Origin of the sequence: Meridianimaribacter flavus (assembly GCF_004366715.1) — a bacterium.
Classification (GTDB): Bacteria; Bacteroidota; Bacteroidia; order Flavobacteriales; family Flavobacteriaceae; genus Gaetbulibacter_B; species Gaetbulibacter_B jejuensis.
This window is the reverse complement of sequence record NZ_SOQZ01000001.1, coordinates 791,170-806,758: the sequence shown is the minus strand read 5'-3', so window position 1 is coordinate 806,758 and position 15,589 is coordinate 791,170. Positions and strand designations below refer to the sequence as shown.

Below are 15,589 nucleotides of genomic sequence, written 5' to 3'. Positions count from 1 at the left end.
GCGAAGGGTAATTATTAAAAAACAAAAAGCTCACTTAATAAGCGAGCTTTTTGTTTTATGTAGAAGTCTATACTTAGTAAGACCACATATCTTGTTCAAAGTTTCTAATCTTTTCTTTGATACGATCAGATTCTAATAACTGCATTAATGCGTTATCTGCAACATATTCTTTAACCTCTCTATCTCCATATACATTTTCCTCTTTGTACATGTAACCGTTAAAACGTCTTGAGTTTAACAAGTGGTCAAAAGATATTGGCATTGCACTATTTTTGTTATTGAATGATTTTGCTTCATGCAGAACCTCTCTTGCTTCAGGATAAAATACCCAAAACAAAGCATTAGGCACTTTATTAGCTTCGTCATTTGAGTTAATAAAGTTTACGTCTGGTGCTGCTGGAGCAATACCAAGTAATCTGTACTTTAACTCACCTTGTCTCTTGTCAAAATACCACAGACCTTTAATTAAATATGCTTTAATATCGTAAGCTTCAATTCTAGTTGTAGTAATATATTCAGGATCCACGAATCCTTCAGCGTTGAATTGGTCGTATCCAATACCTAAAGTATCTACTTTTGTTGTAATATCAGCTAAATCTTTAAGTGTTCTTTTAGCAGTGAAATAAGAATCATCATAGATATTCTTGATTTTTCCGTCTCTAACCGCTTTAATTAACACATGATATAAAGAACGTCTTTCACTTCCAATATTATTAGTATCTACTGGATAGTACAGTGGAAAGTTAGCTCTTTCATCAAGAACAATTTTTTCCCAAGTCATTTTAGAAAATAGTATGTCTCTGTCATCAACATATCCATATTCCAATGGCTTATCGTTATCCAATGCTAACTGAGCCTCTGTCTTCACTCCAATTTCTTCAGGTTTCTTAGCATTTAAGATGTTTGCCTGAGAAAATGTATTAAGAGTAAAACCTACTATTAGTACAATTGACAATAAGAATTTATTATTCATTTTTTTAATTTTTAATTTAACCATTATTACATAAGTAGTCTGTATACAACAGATTAGTTAGATAACTCAATCATTATAGGAGCTGCTGGTTTGATTTTAGGACCAGAACTTGTTGATCTAATCTCAAAAATTTGAACAGTGTCACCACGCTTAGCTTTACGTAATGCGTTTTTAGCAGCACCATTTAATCTATTACCTTGCACTGTGATTGATGGTTGACCTGGAACTTTAAATTTAAATCCTGTTACGTTAAGTGGTAAGTCAAAATCAAAGTCTAATAATTTAGCTTCAACTCTACCTATTTCAACGTTGTTTCTTGGTAAACTAAATGATCCGTCTTGACCAGCCATAACACCTACAGGCTTAGGGATATCTTTAATTCTAAAGGTTGCTTTATCGCTTACTTTAGTTCCATCTGGCAATGTGCCAGATACGTTGATAGTTACTTCTCTACCAGTTGTAGGGTTCATGTTATACTTACCAACTCCAGAACCTTTTGATAAACCTGGTGCACTTGCAGATACATTGTTATCTGAAATACCAGCAAAAGAAATAGTCATAGGGTTGTTAACACCTCTATATACTACATTCATCTTATCAGCAGATATTGTAGCAGAGTTTGGTTTAGGTACTACAGCGTAAGTACTTTTTACAGGAATGCTAATGATAGAATCTCCTTCTTTAAACTGGAACTCACCTTCTATTTCACGCTCTCCAACTGCACCTGCAGGGAAATCTAAAATAGTTTGACCAGCTTGCATAGACTCAGCAGAAAGCTCTTGTCCATTAATAATTACTTTATCAGCTCTTAATGTTTTGTCATTTTTACCTAAGATGATACGTCCAGTAAAGTTTTCTCCTGAGAAGAAAGCAGTTTTGTCTGGAACAACAATTGCATCAAAGTTAGTTAAAGATGCTTCAATTTTTAATTGCTCTCCAAGCATTGATTGTAATACTTCTGTTTCAGTAGTTTTAACATCAGCTTGTAATTGAGTCATTTTAGTTAAAGAAGCAACTAAAGGAAATCCTTTATAGTGGTAATCTAACCAATCAATAGTGTTTCCATCTCTATTTTTCACAGGCTCTGTAGCAAATTTCTTCTTTACATCATCAGCCATACTTGCTAACTCTGGGTTACCTGCTAAAATATTAGACACTCCATCTCTAAACTTAGCTATTTGATTTAAAAATTCTTCTCCTTCAGGCTTTAGTTTATCTCCTTTAAAGAAATGGTTATCTAGGAAATCTCCTTTATCCATTACTTCGTAATCTTTAGGGTCTTCAACCTTAGCAGTCATTTGAGCTTTTAAATCATCTAAATAACTATTAAAATCGGTCGCTAATTTGTCTATTTGATCAGCGTCAGCCTTTAAAGGTCTATACTTAGCTGGTTGCTCGTCTACTTTAGCAGCTAAACCTTCCATAAATGCAGCGTTACGTTCAGTAGCAGCTTCATTAGACTCGGTTAGCTTTTCGTTCATTAATCCAAATGCCGATAGCACTTCTTTTGACATATTCAATGCTAGCATCGCAATGAAGATCAAATACATCAAGTTAATCATTTTCTGCCTTGCAGATAATTTTCCTCCTGCCATTTTAAATTAGTTTTTTGTTGTTAATTGTTTTAATTAATTGCGAAAATTAAAAACTAATTTAGTTTTTGTTCATAGCAGATAGCATTCCACCATATACTCCATTTAATGAAGAAAGGTTAGATGCTAAAGATTGCATTTGCTCTTTAAGTTTAGTTGCGTTTTCAACAGCTTCTTCGTTAATAGCAGCTTGACGGTTAACGCTTTCTAATTGTACTTTATAAAGGCTGTTTAATGATTCCATTTGTGCAGCAGCAAGAGATAATTCTTCTCCATACTTTTTAGTAGCAGCAATTGAATCTACAGTTGGGCTAATGCTTTTAGCAGCACCTTCGAAGTTTTTGATGCTTTCACCTAAGCTAGTCATAAGCTCACCATCAATTTTAGCTTCTTTTAATAAGTTATCTAATTTCTTAGACAATAAACCTTCAGCGTCTTTTGGCTCTTCAGCTTTTTTCTTTTTGTTAGAAGAAGCTCCTCCAGCCAATTCTGGGTATACTAAAGACCAGTCTAATTCATCGTCTACTGGTTCAAATGCAGATAATGCGAATATAATTGCCTCAGTAATAAGACCGATTGCTAACATAACATTACCAGTTAAAAATCCAATTTCGAAGTGAATAATTTTGAATAGTGCTCCAATGATTACTACTGATGCTCCTAGTCCGTAAGCCATGTTCATGAACCTCTTACTTGCTTTTGATTGTGCCATAATTTTTGTGTTTTTAGTTTAAGTTAAATATTACCTAAGTAGGTTAGTATTAATTGTTAATTTAAGTTGTTGTTGTTTTTAATTTCTTGCGTTGTTTGTTACTTCAGTACCCATGTAATCTTGTACTGTTCTAAATCCTATGTAACTTCTTGCAGAATCAGCATATTCATAATCTCTTGAGCTTACTTGTAAGAAATATGCAACATCTTTCCATGATCCACCACGTACAACTTTACGCTCATTATCAGGATCGTTTACATTAGGGTTAATTGTTGAAGAGTATTCATAAGAACCTGGATCGTAAGAACCGTACACCCATTCTGACACATTGCCTGCCATGTTGTATAAGTTGTAGTCATTTGGCTCATATGCATCAGCTTCTACAGTATATAAAGCTTGATCAGCAGCATAATCTCCTCTTAAAGGCTTAAAGTTTGCCATAAAACAACCTCTGTCATTTTTAGTATATGGTCCACCCCAAGGGAAAGTTGCTCCTTGCAATCCACCTCTTGCAGCATATTCCCATTCTGCTTCTGAAGGTAGTCTGAATGAATTTACAAAAGCTTTACCTTTACTCTTTTGGTAACCATTTTTATTTAATGTTCTCCACTGACAGAAAGCATTTGCTTGTTTCCATGACACTCCTACTACAGGATAATCTCCGTAAGCATCATGCCAAAAATAATCGTTATGCATTGGCTCATTATAAGAGTAAGCGAAGTCTCTAATCCAAGCAGTAGTATCAGGATACACCTCAACCTCTTCAGTAATTAATACATCTTTACGTCTTAGGTTTTTATTTTTAGCTGCTTTTTTAATGTCCATATAAGTATACTGGAACTTGAATTTTTTCACATCCCAAGTACGTTGTCCATTGTAAGATTCCTCAATTGGTAAATACATTGTATCCATAACCTCAGCATAGTACTCATCTGGATATTCAGAAGTATCAAAAATCAAATCTACATCATGATTTAATTTTCTTCCTTCATAACCAGTTGGTCCAAGTCCACTATAATTATCAATCATGTATTTTTCATAAACACTCATGTTTGTAGTATCGGCATCTTTAAAGGCAAATTCACCAGTACCACCATCGTCAGGTGTTAATCCAAAATCATCTGCAATAATTGCAAGGTTAGTTCTAATAATTGAGTCTCTTACCCAATTAACAAACTGACGATACTCACTGTTAGTGATTTCAGTTTCGTCCATGTAGAACGCTCTAACTGTAGCAGTTCTTGTTGGTGCATCTTGTACACCAGCTAGGTCATCATCTGATTTACCCATAATAAATGCTCCACCTGGAACAAGCGTCATTCCATAGGGCTTTTCAGGATGCCATTTCTTTCCTTTAACTCCAACTAGTTCTCCTCTGTCTCCAGAGCCACAACTAACTAATAGAGCTAACACAGCGGTTAATAAAGCAAACTTCTTCATATTCATAGAAACTCGAGGTTAAATTAGTTTAAAATTGTTCGGTTATTAAATGTTAAATTTTTAAAAAAAATTTGTTTTCCCAATTTTGAGGCAGTAAACATATCCATATATTTTCAAAAAAACAATTTTTTTTTATTTTTTTTTGCACTTCATCCCAAAAAGCATGCATTTCATCGATGAAATTGACTTTTAGGATTAAAAAAGTAAATATACTAAAAACTATTCTTTTTATACGCCTTATACCATCTTTCAGGTATTTTTCCATGGCTTGCCTCTACATAATCTTCATGCGTGCATGGTAATAACGTATGCTTTTTTAATTTATTATTAACATTTGGCAAAAAAGGTATTTCTATCCACCAACGTCCAGTTTTTATACTCCTATAAAAAATAAGATCTTCATCTTCTACTAACACATTGAATTTTTGATAGTTATTGTCATCTTTAAAATCGTCGTCTTTTACTCGACAATTTACACCCTCGACGAAATACCAAATTATTTGTGCAACTAACATTGCAGTGACTTCATCTTCTCTTGAAAGTTTATATTCATAAATCCCAAATGAAGATACTTTATTACTTATACCAGCATACCTTGAAATAGCACAAACTTCCTTTCCATCAAGTCCATTTGGTGAGTACTTTTGCTTTTCACCAACTTCAGATGCTTTTACAGATTTTAAATCGACGCTTACTAAATGAGCATCTCTCATTACTGGTTCTACTAAACTTATATTATTAGACACCTCTCCTAAACGATACGCTTCAAAATAAAGCTTATCCATTAAATCAATTTCTTCTTGCGGATTGAAATAGGTTTGATATCCTATTGTAGAATAATTAAAGAGATTAAATGGTTGCTCTAATATAATCTTACCTAAATAACTATTATTCTTTATTGGCTGTGTTGAATCGCCTAAATCAAAATTACTATCTACATTTACAATATTAACCATTGGTATAACATTATCGTAAGCGCGATAATTAGCATAGGTTAAATCTTGACTTCCTCCTAATATTACAGGTATTATCTTTTTTTCAAGTAAAACAGTGATTATTGTTTTAAGAGCAAAGTAGGTATCTTCTACTGAATCTCCTTGATGAATATCGCCTAAATCGGCAAGTTTGGTATTCCAGTTTCCTGGGAAAAGTGCATAGAGTGCTTTTCTTACATTGGTAAAATCAACCACATCACCAATGTAATTAACATCATTACGATTTTCTAATACACCAATGATAGCAATTTTGACATCCTCTAAATCTGGAATTCCTTTTTGAGCAGAGTGAACTTTTATTTTTCTTCCTAGTGCTTGTTGAGACAGCAACTCGTTATGAGCTAAAACAGTATCGGAAACAGGAGAAAGAAAATTAAAGTTCATGTATTATTTCTTTTTTGTGGTTGTCTTTTTCTTTGTGGCTTTTTTCTTAGGAGCAGCTTTTTCTAAAATTTCTTTAGCTTCTTCTAAAGTCATATCAGTTACGTCAACAGTTTTTTGAAGCTCAACTTTAGTTTTACCTTTTATAACATTGTGTCTTCCCCAACGTGCTTTTTCAACTCGTATACCTTCACTTTCCCAAGAGTGCACTAATTTATCCTTTTCTTTTTGAATTTTGTCCTCTATTAACTCAATAATATCAGAATCGGAAAGATTATCCCAATCATACTTCTTGTTTACGTTGATAAACATGTTGTTCCACTTTATAAATGGTCCAAAACGTCCTTTACCTTTTTGAACTGGCAACTCCTTATACATATATATAGGAGCATCGGCTTTTTGTTTTTCTTTTATTAAAACAATAGCGTCATCCATTTCTACACTTAGAGGATCAACACCTGCAGGTAATGACACAAACTTTTTACCAAACTTAACATAAGGCCCAAAGCGTCCGTTGTTAACTTCAACCTCTTCTCCTTCATAAGTTCCTAAACTTTTTGGAAACTTGAATAAATCCATAGCTTCTTCATAAGTTATTGTATTTAATTGTTGGTCTGGTGTTAAACTCGCAAACTGAGGTTTTTCTTCGTCATCAACTGTTCCTATTTGTACCATAGGTCCAAACTTACCTAAACGCACACTCACTTGCTTACCTGTTTTTGGATCGGTTCCTAAAACACGTTCACCAGATTCTCTATCGGCATTTTCTTGAACATCTTCAACTTGCGGATGAAAATCTTTATAAAAGTCTTTCATCATTTTAGACCAGTCTACTTTACCTTCAGCAATATCATCAAAATCTTCTTCAACTTTTGCTGTAAAGTTATAGTCTAAGATATATTCGAAATGATTCACCAAGAAATCCGTTACAATCATTCCTATATCAGTAGGCACTAGTTTACCTTTATCTGAACCTACTTTTTCTGTAAGTTTCTTATCTTTTATTGCACCTTGTTGCATGGTTAATTGAGAATAGTCTCTTGCAACACCATCCACAGTTCCTTTTTCAACATAATTTCTGTTTTGAATTGTTGAAATTGTTGGCGCATATGTAGATGGACGACCAATACCTAACTCTTCTAATTTCTTCACCAAAGATGCTTCAGTATATCTAGCAGGTGGTCTTGTATAACGCTCAGTAGCTGTAATGTAATTATTAAGCAAGGTCTCGTTTACTTTCATTGCTGGCAACATTCCGTCTTGCTCTGCATCTTCATCATCAGTACCTTCAAGGTAAACCTTTAAGAACCCATCAAAAGTGATTACCTCTCCATTAGCTGTAAAGGTCTCATTGTGCGTTGAAGCACTTATTTTTACATTGGTACGTTCTAATTGCGCTTCACTCATTTGAGAAGCAATGGCACGTTTCCAAATTAAATCATATAGTCTTGCTTGGTCTCTATCTGCATTAACAGAATGTGCAGAAAAATCGGTTGGTCTAATAGCCTCATGTGCTTCTTGAGCTCCTTTAGCTTTACCTTTATAATTTCTAGGCTTACTATAGCTAGAGCCATAAGCATTTTTAATTTCGGCCTCGGCACCTTTTCTCGCCTCGTCTGATAAGTTAACACTATCAGTTCTCATATAGGTTATCAATCCAGCTTCATACAAACGTTGTGCATTTGACATGGTTCTACTTACTGAAAACCCTAATTTTCTAGCAGCTTCTTGTTGTAAGGTTGATGTTGTAAATGGTGCTGCTGGCGATTTTTTAGCAGGCTTTTTTTCGAGGTTAGCAACTTTAAAGTCTGCTGAAATATTCTGCTCTAAAAACTTATACGCTTCTTCTTTGCTAGAAAAGTTCTTAGGTAATTTTGCTTTAAAAGCTTGACCGTCTTCGTTAGTAAATTCAGCGTCGATTCTATAAGATGCTTCAGGTGAAAACTCTTGAATTTCGCGTTCGCGTTCTACAATAAGTCTTACTGAAACTGACTGCACACGACCAGCAGATAAACCACCTTTAACTTTTCGCCATAGTACTGGAGATAATTCGTAACCTACAATTCTATCTAATACACGACGTGCTTGTTGTGCATCAACCAAATCGTAATCAATACCTCTTGGGTTTTCTATTGCACGTTGAATTGCTGTCTTGGTAATTTCATGAAAAACGATTCGTTTGGTCTTTGATTTGTCTAGTTTTAACGTTTCAGCTAAATGCCACGCAATAGCTTCTCCTTCGCGATCCTCATCACTTGCCAACCAAACCGTTTCGGCTTTTGCTGCTAGCTCCTTTAGTTTTTTTACGACATCTCTTTTATCTCTAGACACCTGATATTTAGGCTTAAAATCTCCATCTACATCTACTCCAAGTTCTTTTGAAGGCAAGTCGGCAATGTGACCAAAGCTAGATTCAACTTTAAAATCCTTACCTAAAAATTTCTCGATAGTTTTAGCCTTTGCAGGTGACTCAACAATTACTAGATTCTTCGCCATAAATCATTTTTTAAGGCTACAAATGTATGTCAAAAAAATTTTATGCACCTAATTTTTCATTCTTTCAATAAAAAAAGCCTGAAAACATTCAGGCTTAAATTATATCTTTTTTAATGCTATTCGTTATGAATCAGAGCACCTCCATCCCAATCTTCAAGCCAATATATTGCAGTCTCATTATTGTTGCTTCCTAAATAAAACTGAAATGTTCTAGTGATAACAGCTGTACAGACTTCAATATTGGTAAAATCAACACGTATCGACCTACTAGGAGGAACAGATGTTGTTTCCAAACCATCAGTAACTAAGTCTGCTTCCCAAGAAGTTCCATCACATCCGCTAGCTGACAAGGTAACCATCAAACAATCATCATCTATTTCGGCATTTTGAATAGAAAAACTAGATGGCGACTCTTGATTAAATAATTCTTCATCAAAAATCATTTGGTCTCCACATTCATTATTTGAACCATTGTCATCATCGGAATTACACCCTAAAAGCAACAGTAGAAAAACAAACGACATGTACTTTTTTAAAATCATAACTACACTGTATTTAGTTTAAGTCTAGCGCACTAATTTGCTGTAAAGTTCCTTCACCATACTCATATTGATACACAATATTATCACCTATCATAATGAGCACATCTTCCATAGGCACTACGTCTTTTGCTTTCAGGTCAATAAATGTTTGTGATAATTGTAGCTGTATTGGATCAGTTTTGTCATATACTTTCAAGCCCGAAGTACCATCGCACACGTAAAGACTATTTCCTTTAAAACCTAACCCATAAGGATTCTCTAAAAAATATGTAGCCACTAAAGTTGGATAAGTTTTATCACTTATATCGATAACTTCCAGAACACTTTCTTGTTGACCACACTCATTACCTCCTCTAAGTGTTAAATAAGCATAGTCTCCATCAACCACAACAGGATCACATCCTTCCCAATGTATAAACTCTGACACATAACTTGGATTAGCCGCATTTTCTAAACTATAAATGTACATTCCGTTACTTCCTCCTAAATACAAATAGCCATCAGCATGAAACATGGTTTCAATATTCCAACCAGAATATTGTGTAGTCACCAGATTAGGTTGTGCGAGGTTTTCAATATTAAAAACAGACATTTCAGATACTCCTACCGTGTACAAATAATTATCTACAATTTGAAAACGAGCTAACGAACCTCCTGTACCAACATCACCAGATGCTCCTCCATTAAAAGTCTCTAACACTGCATCATCATTTACTACTTCGCGTTGCTGCTGAACAAGTTCCCAACCAACAATAACATCGTTTTCTGGATTGTAATCTCCAAACTCAGCAACATCGGTTCCTACAGGAATTTGGTAATTATAATATGAAAACACATCCTCTAAACGTTCAACCATTTGGATGTTGTTAATATTTGAAATATCAAACACTAACAAATCAATAGAACTATCGGCAAACAAATAATTATCTTTAATTGAAATATCTACATTTCCTGGTATCTTAATTGAAGATATTTGTTGTGGAGAAGCAGGATTACTATTATCTATAATATGCACACCTTTAAACTCATCATTAACAAAAATATAATCTTGGTACACATAAATTTTACCTGCTTCATCAATGGTTTGAGAAGGTAATATTTCAACAGAACTTCTAAATTCTGCTTTACTCATTACTTGCGGAATAGCAACGTTTACTGTTTCGTACTGAATGTCGTCATCATTACATGACCAAAGCACAAACACCAACAAGAGGCATAAAAGATTTTTCATAGATTGATTAGTTTTACAAGTAGATGCAAAATCTATAAAAAGGTTGCGTGAGTTTTTGTTAAAACTGCTGACCCTCACCTATTCTATCTATCTCTTTTTCATCTAGTCCCACTGAATCTTTATAAATGTAATACAATGGCAACACTGTAAATGATGCCGTAACTAATACACCAATAAAGCACATTAGAATACCCACTACTTGAGCCAACATACCTGAAACAAACATAAGCCCAAAAGTAATGAGCCATTTTTTGTTTCCTAAATTAAATGCAGCTTTAGTAATTTCAGAAGGTGAAAGATGCGGATTAAATGCAAAGATTACGTTCATCAAGGCAATAGGAACCATAACATAAAACAACGGTAAAACGCATAAAAGTGTAGCCGCAAGCGAAATTCCAAAAGAGATGAGAGACAATGAAAACACTTTACCTAAATATGGTTTTTTCAAAAAGTAGAAATAATCCTCTTTACCAACTTCATCAAGGTCTTTCATTTTACAAATTCTTAAGAACGCTGCTTTTAACGCAAACCCAATTACCATTGCAAAAAACGAGAAAACCATCATCATTAAATAAAATGGAATCATAAGAGCAAAATTAGGTTCTCCAGACTCTAGCGCTTGAGGGTCAAACAAGCCCATAGCTATTAAAGGCAAATACATTATAATGTAAAACGGAATCATTAAAGCCATAGTAAGAATGGTCATGACAAGTCCTTGTACCCAAACCTTTTTAAAAAGCTCAATACTTCTGTTGAAAATATCACCAAAATCTAAATCTTTAGCGTTTTGGATTTTTAATTGTAGTTCTGTGAATGTCATAATTTTTATAGTTGATTTATTGTAAAAGTACACTAAAATTCATCTTTAGCAAAAACAGAATACACACTGTCACTTTGTCATAAATTGCAAATTAATTGTATCTTTGCACACTTATTGACTGATAGAAATTTTCAGTATAGAATATGGAAAAGATTATAGACGAAAACAAACAAGGTGAACGCCTTATTTTAGAAACTAAAGACGGAAACACACGTAAACTTTTTATTGAAAGTTATGGTTGTGCTATGAACTTTAGCGATAGTGAAATTGTTGCTTCAATTTTACAAAATGAAGGATTTAACACTACTCAAAGCCTTGAAGATGCCGATTTGGTTTTGGTAAACACTTGCTCCATTAGAGACAAAGCTGAACAAACTGTAAGAAAACGTCTTGAAAAATATAATGCTGTAAAACGAAGTGTAAACCCTAAAATGAAAGTTGGTGTTTTAGGTTGTATGGCAGAACGTTTAAAGAGCAAATTTCTTGAGGAAGAAAAAATAGTTGACCTTGTTGTAGGTCCTGACGCTTACAAAGACTTACCGAATCTACTTGCTGAAGTAGATGAAGGCAGAGATGCTATAAATGTTATTCTTTCAAAAGAAGAAACTTATGGGGACATTTCTCCTGTGCGTTTAAATACAAATGGCGTTACCGCTTTTGTATCCATTACGCGTGGTTGCGATAATATGTGTACATTTTGTGTAGTACCTTTTACTCGTGGTCGTGAGCGCAGTAGAGACCCTCAAAGTATTATTGAAGAAGTTAACGATCTTTGGAACAGAGGATTTAAAGAAATTACACTTCTAGGTCAAAACGTTGATAGTTATTTGTGGTATGGTGGCGGACTCAAAAAAGATTTTGAAAAAGCTACTGATATGCAAAAAGCAACAGCTGTAAATTTTGCTAAACTGTTAGAGCTTTGTGCCCAAGCGCAACCTAAAATGCGTATTCGTTTTTCCACTTCAAATCCGCAGGATATGACTTTAGATGTGGTTGAGTCTATGGCAAAGTATGACAACATATGCAACTACATACATTTACCTGTACAAAGTGGAAGCGACAGAATATTAAAGGAAATGAATCGTCAACATACTCGCGAAGAGTACATAGAACTTATTGACAACATCAAGCGTATTATTCCTGATTGCACAATAAGTCACGATATGATTGTTGGTTTCCCAACTGAAACTGAACAAGATCATCAAGACACGCTAACTTTAATGGAACATGTAAAATATTCTTTTGGATACATGTTTGCCTATTCTGAACGACCAGGAACACTAGCTGAACGAAAAATGGAAGATGACGTTCCTGAACCAGTTAAAAAAAGAAGATTAGCCGAAATTGTAGCCTTACAGCAAAGACACAGTTTATATAGAACACAACAGGAAACCAATAAAATTGTTGAAGTTCTAATTGAAAAAGACTCTAAAAAGTCTTCTAACCATTGGTCTGGAAGAACACAACATAATACTGTTGCTGTGTTCCCAAAAGAACATTATAAAATTGGTGATTTTGTAAATGTAAAAATCACCGATTGTACAACTGCTACACTTATTGGTGAAGCTGTTGGATATTCAGATAATAATTAAACACATGTCGCCTCGAGCGCAGTCGAGAGGTCTTTATTAGGTCTCGACTACGCTCGACCTGACAAACTATAATATAACATGGAATCAGTTCAAGCTATAAAACAACGTTTTGGCATTATTGGCAACGACCCAAAACTCAATCGTGCCATAGAAAAAGCCATACAGGTTTCTCCTACTGATATTTCGGTATTAGTTACAGGAGAAAGTGGTGTTGGTAAGGAAAGTATTCCAAAAATTATACATCAATTATCACATCGCAAACACGGAAAATACATTGCAGTAAACTGTGGTGCAATTCCCGAAGGCACCATTGACAGTGAACTATTTGGTCATGAAAAAGGAGCTTTTACAGGAGCAACACAAACACGCTCTGGGTATTTTGAAGTTGCCGATGGTGGTACTATTTTTCTTGATGAAGTTGGAGAACTTCCTTTAACCACTCAAGTAAGATTACTTCGTGTACTTGAAAATGGCGAATTTATTAAAGTAGGAAGCAGTAAAGTACAAAAAACCAATGTACGTATTGTAGCCGCAACAAACGTTAATATGTTTGAAGCCATAAAAAAAGAAAAATTTAGAGAAGACCTTTATTATCGTTTAAGCACAATAGAAATAAACATTCCTCCGCTTCGCGAACGCAAAGAAGATATTCATTTATTGTTTAGAAAATTTGCAAGCGATTTTGCACTTAAATACAAGATGCCAACGGTAAAGTTAACAGATGACGCTGTTAATCTTTTACTAAAATACAGATGGAATGGTAATATTAGGCAACTTCGTAACGTTGCTGAACAAACATCAGTTTTAGAACAAAATAGAACTATCAATGCAGAAGCGTTACGCCATTATCTTCCAGATGCTGGTAGTAACCTTCCTGCTGTGATTAACAATACAAAATCAGAAAGTGATTTTAGTAACGAACGAGAAATTTTGTACAAGGTATTGTTTGACATGAAGAGCGATTTAAACGATTTAAAAAAGCTCACTATGGAATTGATGAAACATGGTAATGGCTCTGACGTTCAAAAAGACAATCAAGGTTTGATACAAAAAATCTATGGCAACAACGATGAAGATGATAATTCAACAATTGAAGATTTAGAAGTATTATCAATTCCTGAAAAGACTATTGATTCAATTGAGGAGATAAACAATATTGAAGACGTGCAAGACAAATACCACTTTGCTGAAGAAATTGAAGAAGAAGAAACCTTATCGCTTCATGACAAAGAATTGGAATTAATTAAAAAATCGCTTGAACGTCACAACGGAAAACGTAAATTAGCAGCTGCCGAACTAGGTATAAGTGAACGCACGCTTTATAGAAAAATTAAGCAATACGATTTGTAAATGAAAGCATTAAAATATAGTTTATTAATATGTATTTCTGTTTTAATCACAGGATGCAAGGTTAAGTATTCATTTACTGGTGTACAGGATTTAAAAGCCGAAACCTTTCAGGTTAATTACTTTCAAAACAACTCAGCACTTATTGAACCTGGTTTAGATAGAGATTTTACGCAAGCGTTACAAGACCTTATTCAAAACCAAACCAGTCTTAGTTTGGTAAACTCTGGTGGAGATTTAATTTATGAAGGTGAAATTACCGAATATAGAATTTCTCCAACTACAGCTACTGCCAACAATACTGCAGCTCAAAACAGACTTACTATAAGTGTTAATGTTCGTTTTTTTGACAAAGATGCTCCTGAAGAAGATTTTGAGCAGCGTTTTTCATTTTTCTATGATTATGCTGGTGATGCTCAACTTATAGGCAGTCAAAAAGACACTGCACATGAAGAGATTTTTGAACGTCTTACACAAGATATTTTTAATGCTACTTTAGCAAAATGGTAAATTACTAATGCAGTTGCAAGATTTTACATATTTACTTCAAAACCCTCAAAATATCACTACAGATCAAATTAGCGGTATTACTTCGGTTATTGAAGAGTATCCTTATTTTCAACCAGCAAGAGCATTATACCTTAAAGCCTTAAAAAACAAACAAAGTTTTAAATACAATCTTGAATTAAAAACTACTGCAGCCTACACTACTGACAGAAGTATTCTATTTGATTATATTACCAGTGATGCTTTTAACCAAAATGAAATATCTCAGATTATAAAGCAAAACTATGAGCATTTAAAAACTATTGAAGTTAAAGATGCCGACGATATTTCAGTAAATAAAAGTGTAACTATTGACGATGCACTTAAACAACATATAAAAGATACCGAAGGTGTTTTGGACCCGAATTTATTTGAGGAAAAATTCATCGCAAAAAATGTTGAACAATTTATTTCCGACATTAACGATGCTCCAAAAATTCCAATTATCGATATTGATACTGACAATATTGAACCTTCTCCAAAAGAGCAACTAAACATAGGAAAACCATTAGAGTTTAACAAGACTGAAACACACTCGTTTACAGAGTGGTTAAAGATTACTAGTTTTAAACCTATTGAGCGAGAATCCTCAATAGAAGTAGAAGAAACAAAAAACACTCAAGAGGAAGCACAAGAATCTACCATTGATAAAAAGTTTGAACTTATAGATAAGTTTTTAAGTGAAAATCCTAAGATTGTACCTGTAAAAGATACCAAACCTCAACAAAATTTAGCGCAACCTAAACCAGAGCAAAATGATGGTTTAATGACCGAGACTTTAGCTAGAATTTATCTAGAACAAAAAAACTATGATAAGGCAATTCAATCTTATAAAATATTAAGTTTGAAATATCCAGAAAAAAGTGGTTTCTTTGCAGACCAAATTAAAGCAGTAAAAAAATTACAAGAAAATAATCAATAA

At 33.9% G+C, this 15,589-nt stretch carries 13 protein-coding genes; 4 read left to right on the top strand and 9 right to left on the bottom strand.

Annotated elements, in window-relative coordinates:
- Nucleotides 1-73: 73 nt before the first annotated feature.
- The 9 genes from gldN to A8975_RS03575 all read right to left on the bottom strand — a co-directional run bounded on the left by gldN (nt 74) and on the right by A8975_RS03575 (nt 11,182).
- On the bottom strand, nt 74-973 hold the full coding sequence (gene gldN / locus A8975_RS03615; RefSeq protein ID WP_131505886.1) for a gliding motility protein GldN: 900 nt from the start codon (nt 971-973) through the stop codon (nt 74-76).
- A 53-nt stretch (nt 974-1,026) separates the two neighbouring features.
- A complete protein-coding gene (gldM, locus tag A8975_RS03610; protein ID WP_134198704.1) occupies nt 1,027-2,568 on the bottom strand; it encodes a gliding motility protein GldM in 1,542 nt (513 codons plus the stop codon).
- Nucleotides 2,569-2,626: 58 nt separating this feature from the next.
- Nucleotides 2,627-3,277 (bottom strand): gliding motility protein GldL, encoded by a 651-nt coding sequence (gene gldL / locus A8975_RS03605; protein WP_129759183.1) that lies wholly within the window; start codon nt 3,275-3,277, stop codon nt 2,627-2,629.
- A 78-nt stretch (nt 3,278-3,355) separates the two neighbouring features.
- Complete coding sequence (gene gldK, locus A8975_RS03600) at nt 3,356-4,723, bottom strand: gliding motility lipoprotein GldK (protein WP_129759184.1); 1,368 nt, start codon at nt 4,721-4,723, stop codon at nt 3,356-3,358.
- A 206-nt stretch (nt 4,724-4,929) separates the two neighbouring features.
- Nucleotides 4,930-6,096, bottom strand: coding sequence for a formimidoylglutamase (locus tag A8975_RS03595; protein WP_129759185.1), 1,167 nt, complete (start codon nt 6,094-6,096; stop codon nt 4,930-4,932).
- A 3-nt stretch (nt 6,097-6,099) separates the two neighbouring features.
- Nucleotides 6,100-8,589 (bottom strand): type I DNA topoisomerase, encoded by a 2,490-nt coding sequence (gene topA, locus A8975_RS03590; protein WP_134198703.1) that lies wholly within the window; start codon nt 8,587-8,589, stop codon nt 6,100-6,102.
- A gap of 116 nt (nt 8,590-8,705) precedes the next feature.
- Nucleotides 8,706-9,131, bottom strand: a complete 426-nt coding sequence (locus tag A8975_RS03585) for a hypothetical protein (protein WP_134198702.1) — start codon at nt 9,129-9,131, stop codon at nt 8,706-8,708.
- A 13-nt stretch (nt 9,132-9,144) separates the two neighbouring features.
- Entirely contained in the window at nt 9,145-10,362 is a 1,218-nt protein-coding gene (locus A8975_RS03580; protein ID WP_134198701.1) for an LVIVD repeat-containing protein, read from the bottom strand.
- A gap of 58 nt (nt 10,363-10,420) precedes the next feature.
- Complete coding sequence (locus tag A8975_RS03575) at nt 10,421-11,182, bottom strand: hypothetical protein (protein WP_134198700.1); 762 nt, start codon at nt 11,180-11,182, stop codon at nt 10,421-10,423.
- Nucleotides 11,183-11,325: 143 nt separating this feature from the next.
- Between A8975_RS03575 and miaB the strand changes: the two genes are divergently transcribed.
- The 4 genes from miaB (at nt 11,326) to A8975_RS03555 (ending at nt 15,589) form a co-directional block, all read left to right on the top strand.
- Nucleotides 11,326-12,774 (top strand): tRNA (N6-isopentenyl adenosine(37)-C2)-methylthiotransferase MiaB, encoded by a 1,449-nt coding sequence (gene miaB, locus A8975_RS03570; protein ID WP_134198699.1) that lies wholly within the window; start codon nt 11,326-11,328, stop codon nt 12,772-12,774.
- Nucleotides 12,775-12,852: 78 nt separating this feature from the next.
- Nucleotides 12,853-14,124 carry a sigma-54 interaction domain-containing protein gene (locus tag A8975_RS03565; protein WP_134198698.1) on the top strand — a complete coding sequence of 424 codons (1,272 nt, stop codon included), beginning with the start codon at nt 12,853-12,855 and terminating at the stop codon, nt 14,122-14,124.
- On the top strand, nt 14,125-14,631 hold the full coding sequence (locus A8975_RS03560; protein WP_134198697.1) for an LptE family protein: 507 nt from the start codon (nt 14,125-14,127) through the stop codon (nt 14,629-14,631).
- A gap of 7 nt (nt 14,632-14,638) precedes the next feature.
- Nucleotides 14,639-15,589 carry a hypothetical protein gene (locus A8975_RS03555; protein ID WP_134198696.1) on the top strand — a complete coding sequence of 317 codons (951 nt, stop codon included), beginning with the start codon at nt 14,639-14,641 and terminating at the stop codon, nt 15,587-15,589.